The 19655-nt window shown below is 66.0% G+C and carries 18 protein-coding genes; 6 read left to right on the forward strand and 12 right to left on the reverse strand.

Going from position 1 to position 19655, the window contains the following annotated elements:
- The first annotated feature begins 5 nt into the window (after nucleotides 1–5).
- Both FHW64_RS28715 and FHW64_RS28720 read left to right on the forward strand, forming a co-directional pair.
- A complete protein-coding gene (locus FHW64_RS28715; protein ID WP_184531696.1) occupies nucleotides 6–1478 on the forward strand; it encodes an amidohydrolase family protein in 1473 nt (490 codons plus the stop codon).
- The gene (locus FHW64_RS28720; RefSeq protein ID WP_184531698.1) at nucleotides 1475–1852 is read left to right on the forward strand and encodes a RidA family protein; all 378 of its coding nucleotides are present in this window, start codon (nucleotides 1475–1477) and stop codon (nucleotides 1850–1852) included. The genes FHW64_RS28715 and FHW64_RS28720 overlap by 4 nt, the downstream gene beginning before the upstream one ends.
- Nucleotides 1853–1857: 5 nt before the next feature.
- Here the strand turns inward: FHW64_RS28720 and FHW64_RS28725 are convergent, their stop codons facing one another.
- Nucleotides 1858–5451, reverse strand: a complete 3594-nt coding sequence (locus FHW64_RS28725) for an indolepyruvate ferredoxin oxidoreductase family protein (RefSeq protein ID WP_184531700.1) — start codon at nucleotides 5449–5451, stop codon at nucleotides 1858–1860.
- Between the two features lie 91 nt (nucleotides 5452–5542).
- Between FHW64_RS28725 and FHW64_RS28730 the strand changes: the two genes are divergently transcribed.
- Nucleotides 5543–6046, forward strand: a complete 504-nt coding sequence (locus FHW64_RS28730) for an Lrp/AsnC family transcriptional regulator (RefSeq protein WP_184531703.1) — start codon at nucleotides 5543–5545, stop codon at nucleotides 6044–6046.
- Nucleotides 6047–6065: 19 nt separating this feature from the next.
- Nucleotides 6066–8432: a fatty acid cis/trans isomerase gene (locus FHW64_RS28735; RefSeq protein ID WP_184531705.1), complete on the forward strand. Its 2367-nt coding sequence runs from the start codon at nucleotides 6066–6068 to the stop codon at nucleotides 8430–8432.
- Here the strand turns inward: FHW64_RS28735 and FHW64_RS28740 are convergent.
- A complete protein-coding gene (locus tag FHW64_RS28740; protein ID WP_184531707.1) occupies nucleotides 8429–9292 on the reverse strand; it encodes a LysR family transcriptional regulator in 864 nt (287 codons plus the stop codon). The two genes, FHW64_RS28735 and FHW64_RS28740, sit on opposite strands and share 4 nt — an antisense overlap.
- 95 nt (nucleotides 9293–9387) lie before the next feature.
- Here FHW64_RS28740 and FHW64_RS28745 point away from each other — a divergent pair, with 95 nt between their 5' ends.
- Complete coding sequence (locus tag FHW64_RS28745; protein ID WP_184531709.1) at nucleotides 9388–10329, forward strand: DMT family transporter; 942 nt, start codon at nucleotides 9388–9390, stop codon at nucleotides 10327–10329.
- A gap of 4 nt (nucleotides 10330–10333) precedes the next feature.
- On the opposite strand, the gene selD is transcribed toward FHW64_RS28745, so the two are convergent.
- The 8 genes from selD to FHW64_RS28785 all read right to left on the reverse strand — a co-directional run bounded on the left by selD (nucleotide 10334) and on the right by FHW64_RS28785 (nucleotide 17759).
- Complete coding sequence (selD, locus tag FHW64_RS28750; protein WP_184531710.1) at nucleotides 10334–11416, reverse strand: selenide, water dikinase SelD; 1083 nt, start codon at nucleotides 11414–11416, stop codon at nucleotides 10334–10336.
- Between the two features lie 54 nt (nucleotides 11417–11470).
- On the reverse strand, nucleotides 11471–12004 hold the full coding sequence (locus FHW64_RS28755) for a TlpA disulfide reductase family protein (protein ID WP_184531712.1): 534 nt from the start codon (nucleotides 12002–12004) through the stop codon (nucleotides 11471–11473).
- Between the two features lie 16 nt (nucleotides 12005–12020).
- On the reverse strand, nucleotides 12021–13133 hold the full coding sequence (locus tag FHW64_RS28760; protein ID WP_184531714.1) for a transglutaminase-like domain-containing protein: 1113 nt from the start codon (nucleotides 13131–13133) through the stop codon (nucleotides 12021–12023).
- 260 nt (nucleotides 13134–13393) lie between these two features.
- Entirely contained in the window at nucleotides 13394–13723 is a 330-nt protein-coding gene (locus tag FHW64_RS28765) for a hypothetical protein (RefSeq protein WP_184531716.1), read from the reverse strand.
- Between the two features lie 88 nt (nucleotides 13724–13811).
- The gene (locus FHW64_RS28770; protein ID WP_184531718.1) at nucleotides 13812–14360 is read right to left on the reverse strand and encodes a cytochrome b/b6 domain-containing protein; all 549 of its coding nucleotides are present in this window, start codon (nucleotides 14358–14360) and stop codon (nucleotides 13812–13814) included.
- Between the two features lie 10 nt (nucleotides 14361–14370).
- The gene (locus FHW64_RS28775; protein WP_184531720.1) at nucleotides 14371–14673 is read right to left on the reverse strand and encodes a PepSY domain-containing protein; all 303 of its coding nucleotides are present in this window, start codon (nucleotides 14671–14673) and stop codon (nucleotides 14371–14373) included.
- A gap of 38 nt (nucleotides 14674–14711) precedes the next feature.
- Entirely contained in the window at nucleotides 14712–15398 is a 687-nt protein-coding gene (locus FHW64_RS28780; protein ID WP_184531722.1) for a Fe2+-dependent dioxygenase, read from the reverse strand.
- 12 nt (nucleotides 15399–15410) lie between these two features.
- The gene (locus FHW64_RS28785; protein ID WP_260306448.1) at nucleotides 15411–17759 is read right to left on the reverse strand and encodes a TonB-dependent siderophore receptor; all 2349 of its coding nucleotides are present in this window, start codon (nucleotides 17757–17759) and stop codon (nucleotides 15411–15413) included.
- A 276-nt stretch (nucleotides 17760–18035) separates the two neighbouring features.
- On the opposite strand from FHW64_RS28785, the gene FHW64_RS28790 reads away from it, so the two are divergent.
- Entirely contained in the window at nucleotides 18036–18440 is a 405-nt protein-coding gene (locus FHW64_RS28790) for a transcriptional repressor (protein WP_184531726.1), read from the forward strand.
- A gap of 6 nt (nucleotides 18441–18446) precedes the next feature.
- Here FHW64_RS28790 and FHW64_RS28795 read toward each other — a convergent pair whose 3' ends face one another.
- Nucleotides 18447–19193, reverse strand: coding sequence for a hypothetical protein (locus FHW64_RS28795; protein WP_184531728.1), 747 nt, complete (start codon nucleotides 19191–19193; stop codon nucleotides 18447–18449).
- Between the two features lie 54 nt (nucleotides 19194–19247).
- Nucleotides 19248–19655, reverse strand: a complete 408-nt coding sequence (locus tag FHW64_RS28800; RefSeq protein WP_260306449.1) for a DsrE family protein — start codon at nucleotides 19653–19655, stop codon at nucleotides 19248–19250.

The following is a 19655-nucleotide window of genomic DNA, read 5'->3' on the forward strand; positions in this document are numbered from 1 at the left end:
CAACCATGAAAACCAAACACCATGACCTGCTGATCCGCGGCGGCACCGTGATCGACGGAACGCGCGCCCCTCGCTTCGATGCCGATGTGGCCGTGCGCGACGGGCGCATCAGCGCGATCGGCAACCTCCGCGATCACACTGCCGACACCGTGATCGAAGCCGGCGGCCGCATCGTCGCGCCGGGCTTTATCGATTCGCACACACACGACGACCAGGCAGTGCTGTCGCAGGCGACGATGCCCTTCAAGGTCTCGCAGGGCGTGACGACCGTCATCGCAGGCAACTGCGGCATCAGCGCCGCGCCGCTGCGCTCCGAGATGGAATTGCCCATGCCGCTGAGCCTGCTGGACATGCCCGCGAAAGACCGCTTCACCACCTTCCGCGCCTACCTCGACGCGTTGCGCGCACAACCCTCGTCGGTCAACGTGGCGGCGATGGTGGGACATTCCACGCTGCGTGCGGTCACCATGGACTCGACCGATCGCGAGGCCACGCCCGAAGAGATCGCGGTCATGCAGACGCTGGTGGAAGAGGCGATGGAAGCCGGCGCCATCGGTCTTTCGACCGGCACCTTCTACCCGCCCGCGGCCAAGGCCACGACCGAGGAGATCATCGAAGTCAGCCGACCGCTCAGTGCACGCAACGCGCTCTACGTCACGCACATGCGCGACGAAGCGGATCAGGTGATGGAGGCGCTGGACGAGACCTTTCGCATTGGTCGCGAGCTGGGCGTGCCGGTGGTGGTCTCGCATCACAAGGTGCAGAACACGCAGAACTTCGGCAGGTCGCAGACCACGCTTCCGCACATCCGCGAAGCGATGAAGAACCAGCGCGTCTGCTTAGATTGCTACCCCTACACCGCCGGCTCGACCATGATCCGCCCGGATCGCGGCATGCTCGACTGCCGCGTGCTGATCGCCGACAGCCAGCCGCACCCCGAATGCGCGGGCCGCGACCTCGACGACATCGCGCGCGAATGGGGCGTCGACAAGGTCGAGGCATCGCGCCGTCTCCAGCCGGGAAGCGCGATCTACTTCCTGATGGACGAGAACGACGTGCAGCGCATCCTCGCCTTCGACGAAACCATGATCGGCTCCGACGGCATTCCACTGGGCGAGAAGCCGCATCCGCGCCTGTGGGGCACCTTCCCGCGCGTGCTGGGGCACTACAGCCGCGACGTCGGGCTGTTCCCGCTGGAGACTGCCGTCTGGAAGATGACCGGGCTCACCGCGCGCAACTTCGGGCTGCATGAACGCGGCACGCTCCAGGTTGGGCATCACGCCGACATCGTCGTGTTCGACGCGGCGACGATCCGCGATTCCGCGAGCTATGAATCCCCGAAGACGCCGGCCGAAGGCATCGATGCCGTCATCGTCAATGGCCTCGTGACCTGGCGGCACGGCGCGCACACCGGGGCACGCAACGGGCAGGTCATCACCCGCCAAACCCCCAACCAGCAACAAGGCGCACAGGCATGAACATCGAACGCATCCCCTCTCCCCTGCCGGTCCCGTTCTCCAAGGCCGTCCGTGCCGGCGGCTTCCTGTTCCTGTCGGGCGTGCTGGCCATGGACGCGCAGGGCGGCATCATCGAAGGCGATGTGCAGGTGCAAGCCCGCGCCGTCCTGGAGCGCATCGCCCAGACCCTGAAGGAATGCGGCACCAGCATGGCCAGCGTGGTGCGCGCCACCATCTGGCTCGCGGACCTGGGCGACTTCGCCGCGTTCAACGAAGAGTATGCAAAGCACTTCCCGGATGGCCTGCCTTCACGCTCGTGCGTGCAGTCCGTGCTCTACAAGGGGGCGAAGGTCGAGATCGAGGTGCAGGCTCTGGACGTTCCCCGCCTTGGGTAGAGCAACTAGGAGCTCGCAACCACCGCGATGCCGCGGATCTGCCCGGCTTTCGCTTCAGTCGCAGGACGCGGATAGCGACCCGGCGAGAAGCGGTGCATCAGTTCCGCCTCACGTCCACGCGCCAGCGCGAGGTTCGCGAGCTTCACGTGGCCGTAGCCGCGGATTGTCATCGGCACCGCGACGATCTGCGCCGCGAGCTTTTGGTTATCGGCCGACAGTTCGCCCATCAACTCGTCGAGTCGCGCTTCGAACTGGCTGATCAGCGAGCGCTCCAGGCGGCGCTCTTCGGTATGGCCGAACACATCGAAGGTCGTGCCGCGCAGGCGCTTGCCGAGCGCGAGCCACTTCATGGCCGGCAACATCCATGCACCGAGGCGGATCTTGGCTGGCGCCTGTCCGTTCTTCGGCCGTGAGAGCAATGGCGGAGCCATGTAGAACTCGAGCTTCACATCGCCTTCGAACTGCTCGGCGAGCTTTTCGCGGAAGCTGCCATCGCTGTAGAGGCGCGCGACTTCGTACTCATCCTTGTAGCTCATGAGCTTGAGCAGGCTGCGCGCGGCATTGCGCGAAACCGGCAATGAACGGTCACCACCTGCGATCGCCGCTTCGCGCTGCTGCATGGCGCGCACACGGGTCTCGAAGCGTTGTGCCCACGACGCGTTCTGGAAACCGGTGAGATGCGCACGCGCACGCGCGATCAGCGCATCCAGCGACTCATCGACGCTGTCGCCCGAGGTCGCGCCACGCAGCGCTTCGACTGCCTGCGGCGCACCGGCCGCGAGCCGGCCGAGCGAGAAGGCCATGAGGTTCGACTTGACCGCGACCCCATTGAGTTCAATCGCGCGCGTCAGGGCCTCCAGGCTCAGGGGGATCAAGCCGCGCTGCCATGCGTAGCCGGTCGCGAGGATGTTCGAAGCCAGCGTGTCGCCGAGGAACTCTTCCGCCATCGTCTGCGCATCGAAGGTCTCGACCTGGTCGCGGCCTGCGACGAAGCGCATCTTTTCCAGCAGCAGCTCGACCTTGAGGTCCGCATCAGGATTGCGCAGCGATTCGGCCACCGGGATCTCGTGCGTGTTCGCTAGGATGCGCGTGCGGCCGTGGCGCACCGTCTGCAGTGCATCGGCCGATGCACCGACGACGAAGTCACAGGCGAGGATCGCGTCGGCCTGCTGCGTGTCGATGCGCACCTGGTTGAGCCGCGCGGGCGTGTCGGCGAGGCGCACGAAGCTCAGCACCGCGCCGCCCTTCTGCGCAAAGCCCATGAAGTCGAGCACGCTGGCCGACTTGCCTTCGAGGTGCGCAGCCATCGCGATCACCGCGCCGACCGTCACGACGCCGGTGCCGCCGACGCCGGTGACCAGCAGGTCATAGGGTGCATCCCAGACGTGCGCTGTCGGGCGCGGCAACGCAGCGACATGCTGCAGGAAGGCATCCTGCCCGGAAGCAAGCGCGCCGCTCTTCTTGCGCAGCGCTCCGCCGGTCACGCCGACGAAGCTCGGGCAGAAGCCCTTGGCGCACGAATAGTCCTTGTTGCAGCTCGTCTGGTCGATCTTGCGTTTGCGCCCGAGGTCGGTCTCATGGGGCAGAACCGCGACGCAGTTGCTCTGCACGCTGCAATCGCCGCAGCCTTCGCACACTGCCTCGTTGATGAAGAGCCGCTTGGCCGGGTCGACCATCTCGCCCTTCTTGCGACGGCGGCGCTTCTCGGCCGCACAGGTCTGTTCGTAGATGAGCACGGTCACGCCGGGCACTTCGCGCAGGCGTCGCTGCACCGCGTCGAGCTCGGCGCGATCGTGGAACTCGGTGTCGGCCGGAAAGCGGTTCTTGATCGCGTCGTACTTGTCGATCGCATCGCTGACCACCACCACCTGCTTCACGCCTTCGGACTCGACCTGCCGCGCGATCGCATCGACGCTGATGATGCCGTCCACCGGCTGGCCGCCGGTCATTGCGACCGCGTCGTTGAAGAGGATCTTGTAGGTGATCGTGGCCTTGGCCGCGACCGCCTGCCGGATCGCAAGATAGCCCGAGTGGTAGTAAGTGCCGTCGCCGAGGTTCTGGAACACATGCGGCGTGCGCGTGAACATCGAGTGCGAGACCCAGTCGACACCCTCGCCGCCCATCTGGATCAGGCCCGCGGTGCTGCGGTCCATCCAGTTGGCCATGAAGTGGCAGCCGATGCCGGCGCGCGCGGTCGAGCCTTCGGGCACCTTGGTGCTGGTGTTGTGCGGGCAGCCGGCGCAGAAGTACGGCAGGCGCTTCACGCTGTCGCCGTCGTTGCTCAGCAGCTCGGGCACGGTGAAGTCGCGCACATGCTGGAAGTGGTTGCCCAGCTCGCCGTTGTCCGGGAAGTGTTCCGACAGCCAATGCGCCACCAATTCGATCAGGCGCGAAGGTCGCAACTCGCCGAGCGCCGACACCAGCGGCTTGCCGTCGCGGTCGTGCTTGCCGACCAGCGCCGGCCGCGCATCGGGCGGCGCGTTGTAGAACAGATCGCGCAGCTGCGTCTCGACGATCGCGCCCTTCTCTTCGACGATCAGGATCTCCTGGAGCCCCTCGGCAAAGGCCTTCATGCGGGTCTGCTCGATCGGGAAGCTCAGGCCCACCTTGTAGAGCCGCACGCCGACGCGCGCGAGGCTCTCGGGCGTGACTTCGAGGCGGCGCAGCACTTCCATCAGGTCGTAGTGCGCCTTGCCGCAGGTAACGATGCCGACCTTGGCTTTCGGGCTCTCGATCACATGGCGGTCGATGCTGTTCACGCGCGAGAAGGCAGCGACGGCTTCGAGCTTGTCCGCGAGCCGCGATTCGATGCGCAGCGACGGCAGGTCAGGCCAGCGGTAGTGCAGGCCATCGGCCGGCGCGCGATGGCCGGTGGCGGCGCGCACGGTGTCTGCATCTGCCCAGGTGGCGATGCGCGAATCGATCAGGTCGAGGTCCACGGTGCCGGCGCTTTCGACCACTTCCGACAGCGCGGCCATGCCGACCCACGCACCCGAGTAGCGCGAGAGCTCGTAGCCGTACAGGCCGAACTCGAGGTACTCGGCAACGCTGGCCGGCTGCACGATCGGCATGCTCCACGCGGCGAAGGCGTGGTCGCTCTGGTGCGGCATCGACGACGACACGCAGCCGTGGTCGTCGCCCGCCACCACGAGCACGCCGCCGTGCGGCGATGAGCCATAGGCGTTGCCATGCTTGAGCGCATCGCCCGCGCGGTCCACGCCAGGGCCCTTGCCGTACCACATGGCGAAGACGCCATCGACGGTGCGCTCCGGGTCGGATTCCACGCGCTGCGTGCCGAGCACTTGCGTGGCGCCCAGTTCTTCGTTGATCGCGGGCACGAAGCGGATGCCGGCTTCCTTGAATGCCGGGCCGGCCTTCCAGATCGCCTGGTCGACCATGCCGAGCGGCGATCCGCGGTAGCCGCTGACGAAGCCCTGCGTGTTGAAGCCGCGGGCTGCGTCGCGCTGGCGCTGCATCAACAGGATGCGGACGAGCGCCTGCGTGCCGGTTAAAAAGATGGCGCCCGAGCGTGCCCAGAGGCTGTCGGAAAGCTGGTAGTCGGGGCGCCGGATCGTGGGGGAATTCGTTGTCGAGCTCATCCGAGGATTGTTCTTCTCGGCGCTGAGTAATATTCTCTCAATTGCACCCGAACAGACCCTCATAGCGAGAACTTCATTCTCCAATCAAGCCATGAACGACGATTCCATTCCTCTTGACCACTATTCGATGCAGATCCTGCTCGAACTGCAGCGCGACGCCCGCCAGACGGTGCAGCAGATCGCCGACAAGATCGGTCTCTCATCCACCCCCTGCTGGCGCCGCATCAAGGAGATGGAAGCTGCGGGCGTGATTCGCGGCTACACGGTGGTGATCGATCGCGAGAAGGTCGGCCTCAACCTCGCGGCGGTGACCGAGGTGAATCTGGACCGGCACAACGAATCGAAGGTGCGCGACTTTGAAAGAGCGGTCGAGGCCAGCCCCGCGATCGTGCGCTGCGTCTCGGCCACCGGCCCGGCCGACTACATCCTCACGGTGCATGTGCCGGACATCAAGCACTACGAGAAATTCCTGCACACCACGCTGTTCGAGCAGGCCGGCGTCACGCACGTGCGATCGGCGATCGTGCTGCGGGAAGTGAAGTCCGAAGGCAGCCTGCCGGTGGACTTCGGGCCGACCTCGCGTTCGCGCGGCTGAGCGGGCACACTCCGCCCCCATGCGACATCGCCGATTCGCCCTCGTGGCCTGCCTGCTGATCCTCAGCGCCTGTGCAACCCTTGCCAACCGGAGCAAGTTCGACGACCTGTTCGGGCCAGCGCAGCCGACGCGCTTCGACCAACGCCCACCGCCTGCGGCCAACGATGTGTCTTACACGCAGACGATCCAGCCCATCCTCGACAAGCGCTGCGTGGTCTGCCACGCCTGCTACGACGCACCCTGCCAGCTCAAGGCCACGAGCTGGGAAGGCATTGCGCGCGGCGCGAGCAAGACGCGGGTGTACGACGCCACGCGCCTCCTGGCTGCCGAACCGTCGCGGCTCTTCGTGGACGCGGACAAGGCCTCTGAGTGGCGCGAGAAGGGCTTCTTCCCAGTGCTCAATGAGCAGGCAACGCAAACGCCCGAAGCCAACCGCACAGCGGGCCTGATGCACCGACTGCTCACTCTCAAGCAGCAGCATCCGATGCCCACGAGCGGCACCGCACCCGCCGAGCTGGACTTTTCCATCGACCGCGCGCAGACCTGCCCGGCTGGCCCGGAGATCGACGCCTACGAGAAGCGCAATCCCCAAGGCGGCATGCCCTTCGGCCTGCCCGGGCTCACCCGCATCGAGCACGATTCACTCGCCAAGTGGCTTGAACAGGGCGCGCCGGCCGAGCCGGTCGCCGCTTTGCCAGCTCTCGCGCAGCAGCGCATCGCGCAGTGGGAGCGCTTCTTCAACGGCGACAGCCTGAAGGAACAGCTATTCGCGCGCTATGCGTATGAGCACCTGTTCCTCGCTCACCTCTTCTTCGACGACGACAAGGCGCGCCAGTACTTCAAGCTCGTGCGCTCCAGCACGCCGAGCGGCCAGCCGGTGCGCGAGATCGCCACCCGCCGCCCGGTGGACGACCCCGGCGTGCCGCGTGTTTACTACCGGCTGGTGCCCGAGCGCGAAACCATCGTCGCCAAGACGCACATGCCCTACCGGCTCGACGCGGCGCGCATGGCGCGATGGCGCTCGCTCTTCCTCGAACCCGCCCATGTCGTCGACCGCCTTCCGGGCTACGACGCGCAGGATGCTGCCAACCCTTTCAAGACCTTCGAGGCGCTGCCGGTGGCGGCGCGCTACAGCTTCATGCTGGACGAGGCCGAGTTCACCATCATGGGCTTCATCAAGGGGCCGGTGTGCCGCGGCCAGATGGCGCTGGACGTGATCGACGACCGCTTCTGGGTTTTCTTCCTGGCACCGTCGAAAGGCTACGACGAGGCGATGGCGCACCAGTTGGCCGGCGAGGCCGACCTGCTGCGCCTGCCTACCGGCAACAGCAACACCGGCCTTCTCTCGCCCTGGCTGCGTTATGCGAACCTGGAGAAGGGCTATCTCGAAGCCAAGTCGGAAGCGCTCGCCAAGCGCGTCGGTGCCGGCGCGCACGTGGACCTCAACATGGTCTGGAACGGTGGACCGGAACGCAATCCCAACGCAGCGCTCACGGTGATGCGCCACTTCGACAGCGCGAGCGTCGTCAAGGGACTGGTGGGCGAGCAGCCGCCCAAGACGGCATGGGTCATCGGCTACCCGCTGCTGGAGCGAATCCACTATCTGCTCGTGGCGCTGTACGACGTGTACGGCAACATCGGCCACCAGCTCAACTCGCGCCTGTACATGGACTTCCTGCGAATGGAGGGTGAGTTCAACTTCCTCATCCTGCTGCCGAAGGACCAGCGCGAAGCGGTGCGCGATACCTGGTATCGCGGCGACAGCCTGAGAACGCGGCAGCAGGTGTATGGCGGCCCCGCGCGACTGGATGCCGACAGCGGCATCCGCTACCGGAACGCCGATGCCAAGACCGAGTTGCTCGGCATGCTCGAGCAGCGCATGGCACCGCTGGCGCGCAATCAGTTTCCCGGGCTGGACAGCGAGCCCGATGCCGCGCTGCGAGCGCAACTGCTGAAGCTCGCGGCGGTGCACGGCGCGTCGCTCTCATGGGCCAACGAGACCAGCATCCTCGCCGTGGAATCGCCCGGCCGGCCCACACGCTGGTTCAGCCTGCTGCGCGACACCGGCCACAACTCGGTGTCGTACTTCCTGCGCGAGAAGGCGCAACTGCGTCCCGACGAAAACACGCTGACCGTGGTGCCCGGTGTGCTGGGTGCCTATCCGAATGCCTTCTACCGCGTGCAGGTGCGCGACCTGCCGGCTTTCACCGCAGCACTTGCCGGCCTCGGATCGGAAGCGGACTACACGGCCTTTGCTGAACGCTTTGCGGTGCGGCGCACCGATCCGGGCTTCTGGGCCTTCAGCGATGCGCTGCACGCAGCCTATGCGAGTGCGCAACCGTCGACCGCCGGCATCCTCGACTACAACCGGCTGGAGAACCGCTAACCCTGCAGCGGCGACCGCAGCGTCTGCAGAAGCATTCGATGCAGGCTGTCCACAGCCTTCGAGCCGCGCGAAGCCTGGCTGCGGTAGAGCGCAACTTCCATCGGTTGCATCGGACCCAGCCCATGATCGAGCCCCAACGTGAGCAGATGCGGTGGCGCGCTGCATTGCGTGAGTGCTGCGACGGCGAGGCCACTTTCAACGGCAGCGATCTGGCCCGCAAGGCTGGAGCTGTTGTAGACCACCTTGTAGGGACGGCCTTGCAGCGCGAGTGAGTTGATCGCGCTGCGTCGACCGAGGCTCGCTGCCTCGTACACCGCGATGGGCAACGGGTCGCGGCGCCAGATGTCGAACTGCGCGGAGCCGACCCACACCATCGGCTCGTGGAAAAGCAGCGTGCCGCGCCGCGGGTGGTCGCGCGACACGAGCGCAAGGTCGAGATCGCCACGGGCCACGCGCGGAATCAGCTCTGTCGACTGCTCGCAATCGAGCTGGATCTCAACACCGCCGTGGCGCGGCGCGAATCGCTTGAGCACGGGTGTGAGATAGCGGCTCGCATAGTCGTCCGGAACGCCGAGCTTCACGACACCGGAGAGCGAATCCCCCTGCAGCGCCGCCTGCGCCTCCGCGTGCAGATCGAGCATGCGGCGCGCATAGCCGAGCAGCGTCTGCCCTTCGTGCGTGAGCTGGAGCTGACGCGCGCCACGCACCAGCAGCCGGTATCCGGTTGCCGATTCGAGCTTCTTGATCTGCATGCTCACCGCCGACTGCGAGCGATGGACCTCGGGCGCAGCGCTCGAGAGTGAGCCCGCGTCGACGGCCGCGACGAAGCTCTTCAACCAGTCGATCTGCAAGTCCTGCATGGATGGGTTCTTCCTGATGTATTCGATTGGCGAATGGGTCGCAGAAAAATTATGCGCTTTTCGCCTTGGGCTTCGCGCGGCACAGTACGGTCACCATGAACTCCCTGACCACGCTTCCGACAGCCTCCCATCGCACCACGACGCCCGGCCAGCTCGATTCCCGTGCGGTCGGCGTGATGACGCTGCTCAGCCTGACCTGGAGCCTGCAGCAGATTTCCCTGAAGGCCATTGCCGACCAGGCCAGCCCCATGCTGATGGTGGCGTTGCGCTCCGCAGTGGCGCTGCTTCTGCTCGCGGTACTCATGCATCGCCGCGGCGAGATGCCGGGTGCCGGACGCTGGAGGCCTGGCATCGCGGTCGGTGCGCTGTTTGCCATCGAATACCTGCTGGTGGCCGAGGCGCTTCGGATGACCGCAGCGTCGCACGTGGTCGTGTTCCTCTACAGCGCGCCGATCTTCGCCGCGCTCGGGCTGCATCTGCGCTTGCCGGCCGAGCGGCTCGGCACGCGGCAGATGGCCGGCATCGCGCTGGCCTTCGCGGGCATCGCCTTGGCCTTCATGGGTGGCGATGGCGCCTCATGGGACCACGTGGATCGCCGGGCGCTGCTCGGAGACGGCCTTGCGTTGTTGGCAGGCATCGCATGGGGTGCAACGACGGTCACGATCCGCTGCTCGTCGCTGAGTACGGCCCCTGCAACCGAGACGTTGTCCTATCAGTTGCTCGGCGCGTTCGTGCTCTTGCTGCCAGCAGCGTGGCTCACGGGGCAGTGGCACTTCGAGCCGTCCGCGATCGTCTGGGCGCATTTCGGCTTCCAGAGCCTCGTGGTGTCGTTCGCGAGCTTCCTGACGTGGTTCTGGCTGCTGCGCCGCTATCTGGCTTCGCGCCTCGGCGTGTTCTCGTTCCTCACGCCGCTGTTTGGCGTGGTGCTCGGCGTCGGCCTGCTGGGCGAGTCGATCGAGGCGACCTTTGTCGCCGGCAGCGTGCTGGTGCTCGCGGGCATCGCGCTGGTGAGCGTGCGCGAGGCCGCCCGGCGCTAGGCGACTAGACGGCCACGCGCAGGCCCTGTCCTTCTTCCATGCGGCCGATCACGGCGGCGCCGTCGAAGCCCTGCGCGCGGAACAGGGCCAGCACTTCCTGCACGCTGTCCGGTGCGCAGCTGACGAGGAGGCCGCCCGAGGTCTGCGGATCGGTCACGAGATCGCGCACGACCGGCGCAAGTGCTGGGTCGAGCTGCACCTCCGCGCCATAGCCGGCCCAGTTGCGGCCCGAAGCGCCGGTCACGAAGCCGTCGGCAGCCATCGCGGCGACGTTCGACAGCAGCGGCACCTTCGCCCAGTCGATCACGGCGCGCAGGCCCGCCCCGCGCGCCACCTCCAGCGTATGGCCGGCGAGGCCGAAGCCGGTGACATCGGTCAGCGCATGCACGCCATCGAGCGCCGCCAGCGCAGTGCCGGGCTTGTTCAGCCTCGTGGTGTTGGCGATGAGCTGGGAATAGCCTTCGGCATCGAGCTTCTCCTTCTTGAGCGCCGCCGACAGCACGCCCACGCCAAGCGGCTTGCCGAGGATGAGCACGTCGCCCGCTTTCGCATCGGCATTGCGCTTCAGGCGCTTGGGATGCACCAGTCCCATCACCACGAGGCCGTAGATCGGCTCGACCGAATCGATGGTGTGGCCGCCCGCGATCGGGATGCCCGCCTCGCGGCACACCGCCTGGCCGCCGCGCACCACTTCGCCGATGACCTCCAGCGGCAACTGGTTGACCGGCATCGCGACCAGCGCGAGCGCCATGATCGGCGTGCCACCCATCGCGTAGACATCGCTGATCGCGTTCGTCGCGGCAATGCGGCCGAAGTCGAAGGGGTCGTCGACGATCGGCATGAAGAAATCGGTGGTGGCGATCAGTGCCTGCTCGTCGTTGAGCTTGTAGACGGCGGCGTCATCGGCCGTCTCGATGCCTACCAGCAGTTCGGGTGGGATCAGGCCGCTGCCGCTCTTCTGGAGGATCTCGGACAGCACACCGGGGGCGATCTTGCAGCCGCAGCCGCCGCCGTGCGAAAAACTGGTGAGCCGCAGCGCGGGCGCTGCCGGCGGCGACGACGAGGTGTTCAGGCTTCGATCGTTCATGAAAGGCTTTCTGGAGTGCGTCGGTCATTATGGCGACCGATGTCGCTGCGGAACCTATCGTGCACTGACGATGGCTTCGATGGAGTCCGACACTTGTCGCGAAAGCCAATCGATCTCCCCCGTCGCCGAATACCGCGGCCGGCCTTTTGCATCGAGCACGAAGCTCGCCGGCAATCCTCGAGCGCCCCAGGCCCGCAGTTGCTCCAGACTGCGGTCGAGCAGCACGGTGCCATGAATGGGTACTTCGCCCAGAAAGCGGCGAACCCGCTCCGGCATCTCGCCATGGTTGACTGCGAGAAGCCGAAGGCCGCGGTCCGCATAGCGGTCTGCGACGGCGTTCAGCGATGGGAGTTCCACGCGGCAGGGTCCGCACCATGTCGCCCAGAAATTGATGATGAGCACATGGCCTGCGAAGTCGGCCAGGCTCCGTGGCTGCTCCGTTTGCAGATCGACGACGCGCAGCCCGGGCGCCTTGGCGGGGCGCCACGGCATCAGGGAGTTCGGCACCTCGGCGACCGCCGTTGCGCCCGTGGCCATCGCAACGCCGGCAAGCAGCAATACGCGGCGGCGCGGCACGTGCAACGGCATCACGCGTCGAAGACGCTCAGGCAGCGCGACGCGACTGGATTCCGTATCGGAACGTGGCGGGATCCAGGCTGTCCAGGCGGCCCTTGGCCGTCTCTCCATTCGGGTACATCAGAAAAGCGACTGGCATCGTCTGGCTGCTGCCGGGTAGGCGCACATCCTCCGCACTGTTGTAGCCCAGCCAGTTCATCTCCCACGCACCGAACAGCATTGCATTGGCGGCACGTACGCGGGCATCGGTCGCGGGCAGACCTCCCTTGACCTCCTCCAGCATGACCTTGCGCACGTCGGCCGGGTCCACGGGCACCCAGCCATAGCCCTGGGCGTAGAACTCGGCTCGGCAGTGCTGCGCTCGCGTGATGTCTCCGCTCTTGCCCAGGCTCGCATAGCCGTGCGCCGAGTCGTCCACACGCACGCCGTAGACGTCGCGCGCAGGCACACCGCTTGCGCGGGCCAACGCGACGAACAGGCCGTTGAGATCGGCACACTTGCCTCCGAAATTGCCGCTGGTGAGCAAGACCTTCACATCGCCCGTACCGCAGCCGCGAACGCTTCCTTCGCGATGGCAGTTGGCAACGATCCAGTCATAGATCGCCCGGGCTTTCTCGACATCGGTCTTCGCATCGGCGTCGCGCACGATTTTTCGCGACGTATCGGCCACGATTCCATCCAGCGGCTTGTACTCGCTGGCGCGCAGCCACGGCCGAAGCTGCTCTGCGGTCGCGGTGCCGGCCTTCGGGTTCGCGCCAAGATCGACGGCCCGGTCGCGCAGCATCACGCGGTTGGTCAGCGTGAGTTGCTGGGGCGCATCGGGATCGGTCCACTCCACCATCAGCATGCGTGCACCGGCATGACCTGCGACCACCTTGGCCTGCCGGGCGCCAGGGGCGTCGAACCGGGTATCGACCAGGCGCTGATACGCGCCCGAGGAGTCGACGAGTTGTTGAGCCGGCAGCGGCACCCACACGCGGCCCAGACCGGTACGTTCGCCGAGATCGACGGTCGTGACGACGTCGTAGCCTCGCAAGCCATCGCTGGCAGGCAGACTCCCCGCCGAAGCGATGGCGGGAAGGGTACCGATGCCGAGCAGCGGCGTGGCGGCAGACAGGCAGAGGAAGCGGCGGCGTTGCATATGCGATGTCTCCTCACAGGTGGGTGGATCGGGTACAGGTGTGCATGAACTGAACTGCACCGCACCTCCGCGCTGCGTGCATTCCGGGATGAGTTCTACATCGAAAAGTCCCGCGGCTTCAAGTGCATCGGAGCAGGCATGGAAGACCGCGCCGTGCTGCGCCGCCCACCGCATTGCGTCAGAGACGGTTTTCGGATGGTTCGCCGCGCCCAGCGACGCGGCAACGCCGGAACGCGGCGCGGGCTGGCGTCGGCACAGCCCTAGCGCGGCGGCTCGGCCTTCGAGCTGCGGATGCCGGCGATCTGCCCGCGCACGACCTTCCAGAAGTTCTTGCCGTCGTCCAGCAGCCGCCAGGCGTTGGACCGGTGCGCGAGTACGCCGACTTCCGGGAGCACGTCCCGCAGGTTCTTGAGGCCGAGCAGCTTGGTGTACTTGCGGATGGTGGCCGGGCTGTGGATCAGGAAGACCACGCGCCAGCCGTAGTGCCGCCCGATGAGCAGCATGCCGATGGCGCTCTCGAGATCATTCAGGTCGCCCTGAAAGCAGTCGACCGCCCGGTCCACCACCTTCATGATCTGGTCGTCAGTCATCGCCACAGAAATGCTCCTCGCAAACAGGCCCCAATGTTAATGCCCGGAAAAGACGAGGAATTGAACGACCCGCAGGCTGCGCGTCGTGCTAGTGATCCGGCCGTTGTGTCGAGACCGGTTTGCGTCCGCTGAACATGGCGGCCACGAGGTTCTCGCGGTGGCGAATGCTGGTGAAGATCACACCCGCTACATGCGCCGCGATCAGCCCCACGAGCGTCCAGGCCGACACGCGATGCGTCTCTTCGACCCATTCGACGCCCCAGAAGGCATCCGTGGTGTAGAGAAAGCCCGAAACGCAGACGACGGCGATGCACGCGAGCAGCGCCACCACCATCCAGCCGCCCAGCGGGTTGTGGCCCATGTGGCGCTCTTCCCGCCCGCGCGCGATTCGCTTCGTGTAGCGGAGCACCTCGCGCGGCCCGAAAACGAAATCCGAGAAGCGCGCATGCCGGCTTCCGAACAGGCCCCAGACGATGCGCGCCGCGACGATCGCGAGGGCCACGTAGCCCACCCGCACGTGCAGCGCGAGCCGGTCTTCACCGGCCCACCAGGCCAGCGCGACCGAGATCACGAGGCCCCAGTGGAGGATCCGCTGCGCGGGGTCCCACACACGGACCATGTCGCGCGATGGCGTCATCGGCGGTCGCTCAATCGGGCTGCTTGACTTCGCCGACCTTTTCGAAGGTCTTGGGGTGGAAGAAGGCTTCCACCCGCTTGCCGGTGCCGTCGAAGCCATAGACCTCGTAGCAGCCGTTGAAATTCTTCACCTGGCGCACTTTCCAGCCTTCGCTGGTCAGCTTGCGCTGAAGCTCCATCTGGGGCTTCATTTCTTCCTTGGGAATGGCCTCGCACTTCACGCTGTCGTGATTGACGTACTGCGCGGCGGCACCGCCTGCAAGGCAAAGCGCCAGCGCCGCGAAGGCGGTCTTGGTGATGAGGGATGTGTGCATTGGAATGACCTTGAAAGAAGGGAGCCGCGCGCCGTCGCTCAGACGTCGAGCCACATGCGCAGCAGGTTGTGATAGGTACTCGTGAGGCCGATCACACCGGGATCGGTCTCGCCGACGGTGCTGCGGAGGTGTCGCAGGTGGTTGTCCATGTCGAAGAGCAGCCTGCGCTGCTCGTCGCTGCGGATCATGCTCTGGATCCAGAAGTAGCTCGCGACGCGATGGCCGCGCGAGACCGGGAGCACGCGATGAACACTGGTGCCCGGATAGAGCACCATGTCGCCCGCGGGCAGCTTGACGCGCTGCTCGCCAAAGGTGTCCTCGACGATGAGCTCGCCGCCGTCGTACTCGTCGGGATCGCTCAGGAAGACGGTGCACGAGACATCGGTGCGCACGCGGCCCGCACCGTTGCGCAGAAAGCGCACCGCGCTGTCGACATGATTGCCGAAGCTGTTGGCCTCGCCGCCATAGCGGTTGAACAACGGCGGCGAGATCTGCTTGGGCAGCGCCGCCGAGAAGAAGATCTGGTGGCGCTCGAGTCCGCGCAGCAGCAGTTGCTGCACGGCGCGGGTCTCGTCGCAGTCCTCGCGCAACTGTTCATTGTTCTTTGCGCGCGCGGACTGCTCGCCGGCTGTCAGCCGTCCGTCCTCCCAGGGTGCACCCGCCAGGATCTTGCGAGCTTGCGCGACCTCGTCGCGGGTGAGCACTTCACGGACGTGCAGCAGCATGGTTCGACTCTCTTAGAAACGCACTCCGACGGTCGCCTGGTAGGTCCGCTGGGCGCCGGAGATGACGAAGCCCGGATACAACTGGTCGCCGTAGAGCTTGTTGGTGAAGTTGGTCACGTTGAGCTGTGCGTAGACGTCCGGGGTGAACTTGTATTCGAACATGAGATCGCCCACCACATAGCCGGGAACGTAAGCAGTCGTCGAGGCCGCGCCGGTCGTGCCCTGCAGCGGACGGTTCTCCGATGCACCGCGGATGCCGACGGCCGTGCGGAACTTCTGCGTGGCCTGGTAGCTGACCCACACCGCGCCGCTGTGCTCCGGCGTGAGGCCGACGCGCGAGCCGACGATGTTCGCCTGCGTGCTGCCGGCCTTGTCGATCTTGGCGTCGGGGATGTAGGCGTACGAAGCGTAGATCTCCCACTGCGGCGTCAGGCGACCGACGACTTCGAGTTCCAGACCCTGCGAGTGGCGCTTGCCCGACAGCAGGTAACTGGTGCCGGCGAAGTCGGAGTCGGTGGTCCGCTCGTTGAACTTTTCAGTGCGGAACAGCGCAGCGCGGGTCGACAGCTTGCCGTCGAGCCAGTCGAGCTTGGCACCGAGTTCGATGTTGCGGCTTTCTTCCGGCGGCGTGTTCGCGTTCTGCGGGGTCACGTACTGGTACGTGTCGGCCGCGGTGTTGAACGACGTGCTGTACGACAGGTGGTACGACTGCGTCGGCGACGGCTGGTACAGCACGCCCGCGCGGTAGCTCCACACCGAGTCCGACATGCTCGTCTTCGCGACAGCGTTCGGCACGACGGCATTGGTGTTGGCATAGCTGATCTGGCGGAAGTCGCCGTCGAAGCTGTCCCAGCGGACGCCGCCGAGCAGCTTCCAGTCCGGGGCAACCTGCACCAGATCCTGGAAGTACAAGCCGAAGTTGTTGGCCGAGTAGTCCGTGGTCTTGCGATAGGTCGGCGACAGCGCGGCGTACCAGCCGGGGTTGGCCAGGCCGACACGCGTGATGCCCTTGAAGTAGTTGGTACCGACAGTGCCGTACGCGGTGTAGCGGTCGGCAGACTCGTCCGCCCAGTCCGCACCGGTCAGAACTTCGTGCTTCATGCCACCCCAGTTGAAGGTGTTGCTGTAGTCGCTCTGCAGGTAGGTGCCCTTGTACTCATCGCTGCGCGGCGCCAGGCCCTGACCGTACACATAGGTCAACGGCGACAGATTGGCCGCAGTGGTGGGCGTGCGGCATGTGACGCTGTTGCCGCTCACGATCGGCGACGAGTTGCAGAAGCTCGCGGTCGTGCCCCACTGCGAGCGCTCGAAGGTACCGCTGCGAACCTGGGTGCGAATCTGGCCACCGTCGTCGAAGGTGTGGTTCCACGAAGCGTTGCCGTATTGCGCCTTGCCGCGCAGGTAGTCGGTCGCCGCGCCATAGAACGCGCCCGGTGCGAGGTTCGGGATCGTGCTTTGCGCCACGCCGTTGGCGAAGGTGCCGTTGGACAGGTAGCGCGTGCCGGCCATGGGCACGTTGTCCACGTCGAGATAGAACAGGCCGACGCTGAACTCGTCGCGCGTGCCGATGCCCCAGCTGTACGACGGCGCAATGCCGTACTTGTCGATCTTCGCGCCGCCGTTGTCGGCGTTGTTCCACATGCCGTTGATGCGGAATGCCGAGTCTTCGCCGACACGCTTGTTCATGTCGATCGTGGTGCGATAGAAGTCGCGCGAGCCGACGGTGCCGACGATGTCGGTCTGGTCCGCGAGAAGCGGCTTCTTGCTGACCTGGTTGATCACGCCGCCGGTGGACCCGCGGCCAAAGATCATCGATGCCGAACCACGCAGCACTTCGATGCGGTCGAGGTTGAAGGTGTCACGGTCGTACTGCGACGGATCGCGCATGCCGTCGATGAGCAGGTCGCCCACCGTCGCCACCGGGAAGCCGCGCAGGCGGATGTCCTGGTCGGTGCCGTTCTCGGTCGCGGCGAAGGTGATGCCCGCGGAGTAGTGCAGGGCTTCCTTCAGCGTGTCGAGCTTGGCGTCGTTCATCAGCTTTTCGGTGATGACGTTCAGGGACTGCGGGATGTCGCGGATGTCCTGCGTGCCCCGGCCGATGTTGGTGCGAGTGGTCTGGAGTTGGTCGCGACCCTGGATGTCGGCCTGGTCGGTGACCGTGACCGTGCCGAGCGTCGGTGCGTCGCCGCCCGTGTTCGACTGCGCCCAGCTGCTGACCGAGGCGGCCAGCATCAGCGCGCCGAGCGGGAAAGCGGTGGTTTCAACGGACAGCGGCGAGCGCGATGCGGGTGCTGACGCTGACGATGCCCTGACGGACGAAGGACGTGGAGCCGCCTTCCGACGGCGAGAGATACGAGCCAATTTGGCCTCCATGAATACGCGACATACGCCGCGCGTAGGTGGAAGGCTGGCTATTCACGAGTGAACTGGCTCGCCGGATGAATCGGCGCAAAGTATACATTTTGAAAGATTCGAGTAGCAGTCTGTACACCTACCGTTCATGAAGCTGACGAAAAAATACAACAGGCTTTCCCCCCTGGATGGCCAAATTAAAAGTAGTACGCTGTCGTCCTACTATCGATAGTAGATTGGGCCCGCCGGACCTCGCGGGTCGGAATGGAATGCATGCCTGAAACCATGAACCACACTGCAGCCGCATCGACGCGATCCTTCGCCGCCGCAGGTGCCGCGTCGACGAGCGAACTGATCCAGGAAATCCGCGCGCAGCTCGGGCCGACGAGCGCGCGGCGTGTCGGCATGGTGCATGCCACGCTGCTGCACACGCTCATCGAAATGGAAGAGGATTTCGCGGACGTCAACGCGATCTACAGAGCGCTGCTGGCCAACGGCAATGCGATGGTCATGTCCAAGCTCTATCGCGCGCTCAAGGTGCTCGAAGAGGCCCGCGCCATCGAGCGCCACTGGGCGCCGCACGACGGCCGCCCGCGCAGCGTCTATTGCGTGGCCGGCCGTGCGCGCCACGCCGGGCACGATCACGATGCCGGCGTGTGCCGGTTCTGCGGCGTACCGCTACACGGCTGACAGGGGTCAGCGGCCCACCTTTCGCAGCCAGTCCCGCGTCCAGAGCGTCAGCGGGATGAGCGCGAGCAACACGCAAAGCATCCAGTAGCGATCGCCGTTTTCCAGATACGGCAGCAGCGCGTAGCCCACGCGGGTGAACATCGAGCCGCCGGCGCCGCGCATCAGCGTCTCGGCCACCGCCTCGATCATCATCTGCGCGCCCAGCACGAAAAGGATCACTGCAGACAGCCTGAACGACCAGCGTGTGCCCCGGCGTCCGGCAATCGCGCGCCAGACCACAGCCAGCAACGCACACGCGATCAGCCCAAGCGCGACACCCAGGGCCACGTCCGACGAAGGCTCCTGCGCGGAGATGAACCGGATCAGCACCAGTGCCTCGAGCGTCTCCCGCAAGGCGCTGAAGCCGGCAAAGAGGAACACGGCGAGGCCCGCCCAGCGATGCGAAATCCAGTCGTCGAGCCATTCGCCGGCCTGTGCGTCGACGCGGGCCAGCGAGGCCATCGTTCCGCTCGACACCAGCGCCAACGTCAGGCCGAAGCCGAAAGTCAGGCCGATGTCGAGCCACTCGTTCATCCCCGAAGGCGGCAGCGCGCCGACCAGCGCCCAGCCCCCTGCGAAGCCGGCGGCAACGCCGGCGTAGGCCGACCGCATGAGTTCGGGGCGCCCTCCGCGGCGCGCGGCATGCGACAGGGCGAGAAGAATCAGGAGCAGCTCGCCCGCCTCGCGAGCGACGATGACAAAGGCCTCGAACATGGTGATTGGCGCGAATACTACAACCGCGCGCTGAGCCGCCTCTGACCAATGGCCCTAGAAAACCAGCGTGCGCCAGTGCAGGTCCGCTGCGCGCTCCATGAACTGGACCGCGCCGCCACGGCGCGTGCATTCGGGAACAAGCTCGGCATTGGCCAGTCCCGCGGCTTCCAGCGCATCCGTGCAGGCATAGAACACCGCGCCGTGCCGCGCGGCCTCCTGCATCGCGTCGTAGACGGTCTTCGGATGGTTCGCCGCGCGCAGCGATGCCGCAACGCCGGGCCGCAGCAGCAACACGCTGCGCGCGGTGAAGTAGATCTCCACCGGCAGGTCGAAGGCGGCCGCTGCGGCCGCGTGGAAGAAAGGCGTGACCAGTCGATGCGGCGCCTCGGGCTCGCTGGCCCAGAGAAGGATCGCCACGCCCGCCGCCTGTCGATCTGCCGCGCTGCCCATGCTCTCGTTCAT

It is taken from the genome of Variovorax sp. Sphag1AA, from assembly GCF_014192575.1.
Lineage (GTDB): Bacteria > Pseudomonadota > Gammaproteobacteria > Burkholderiales > Burkholderiaceae_C > Variovorax.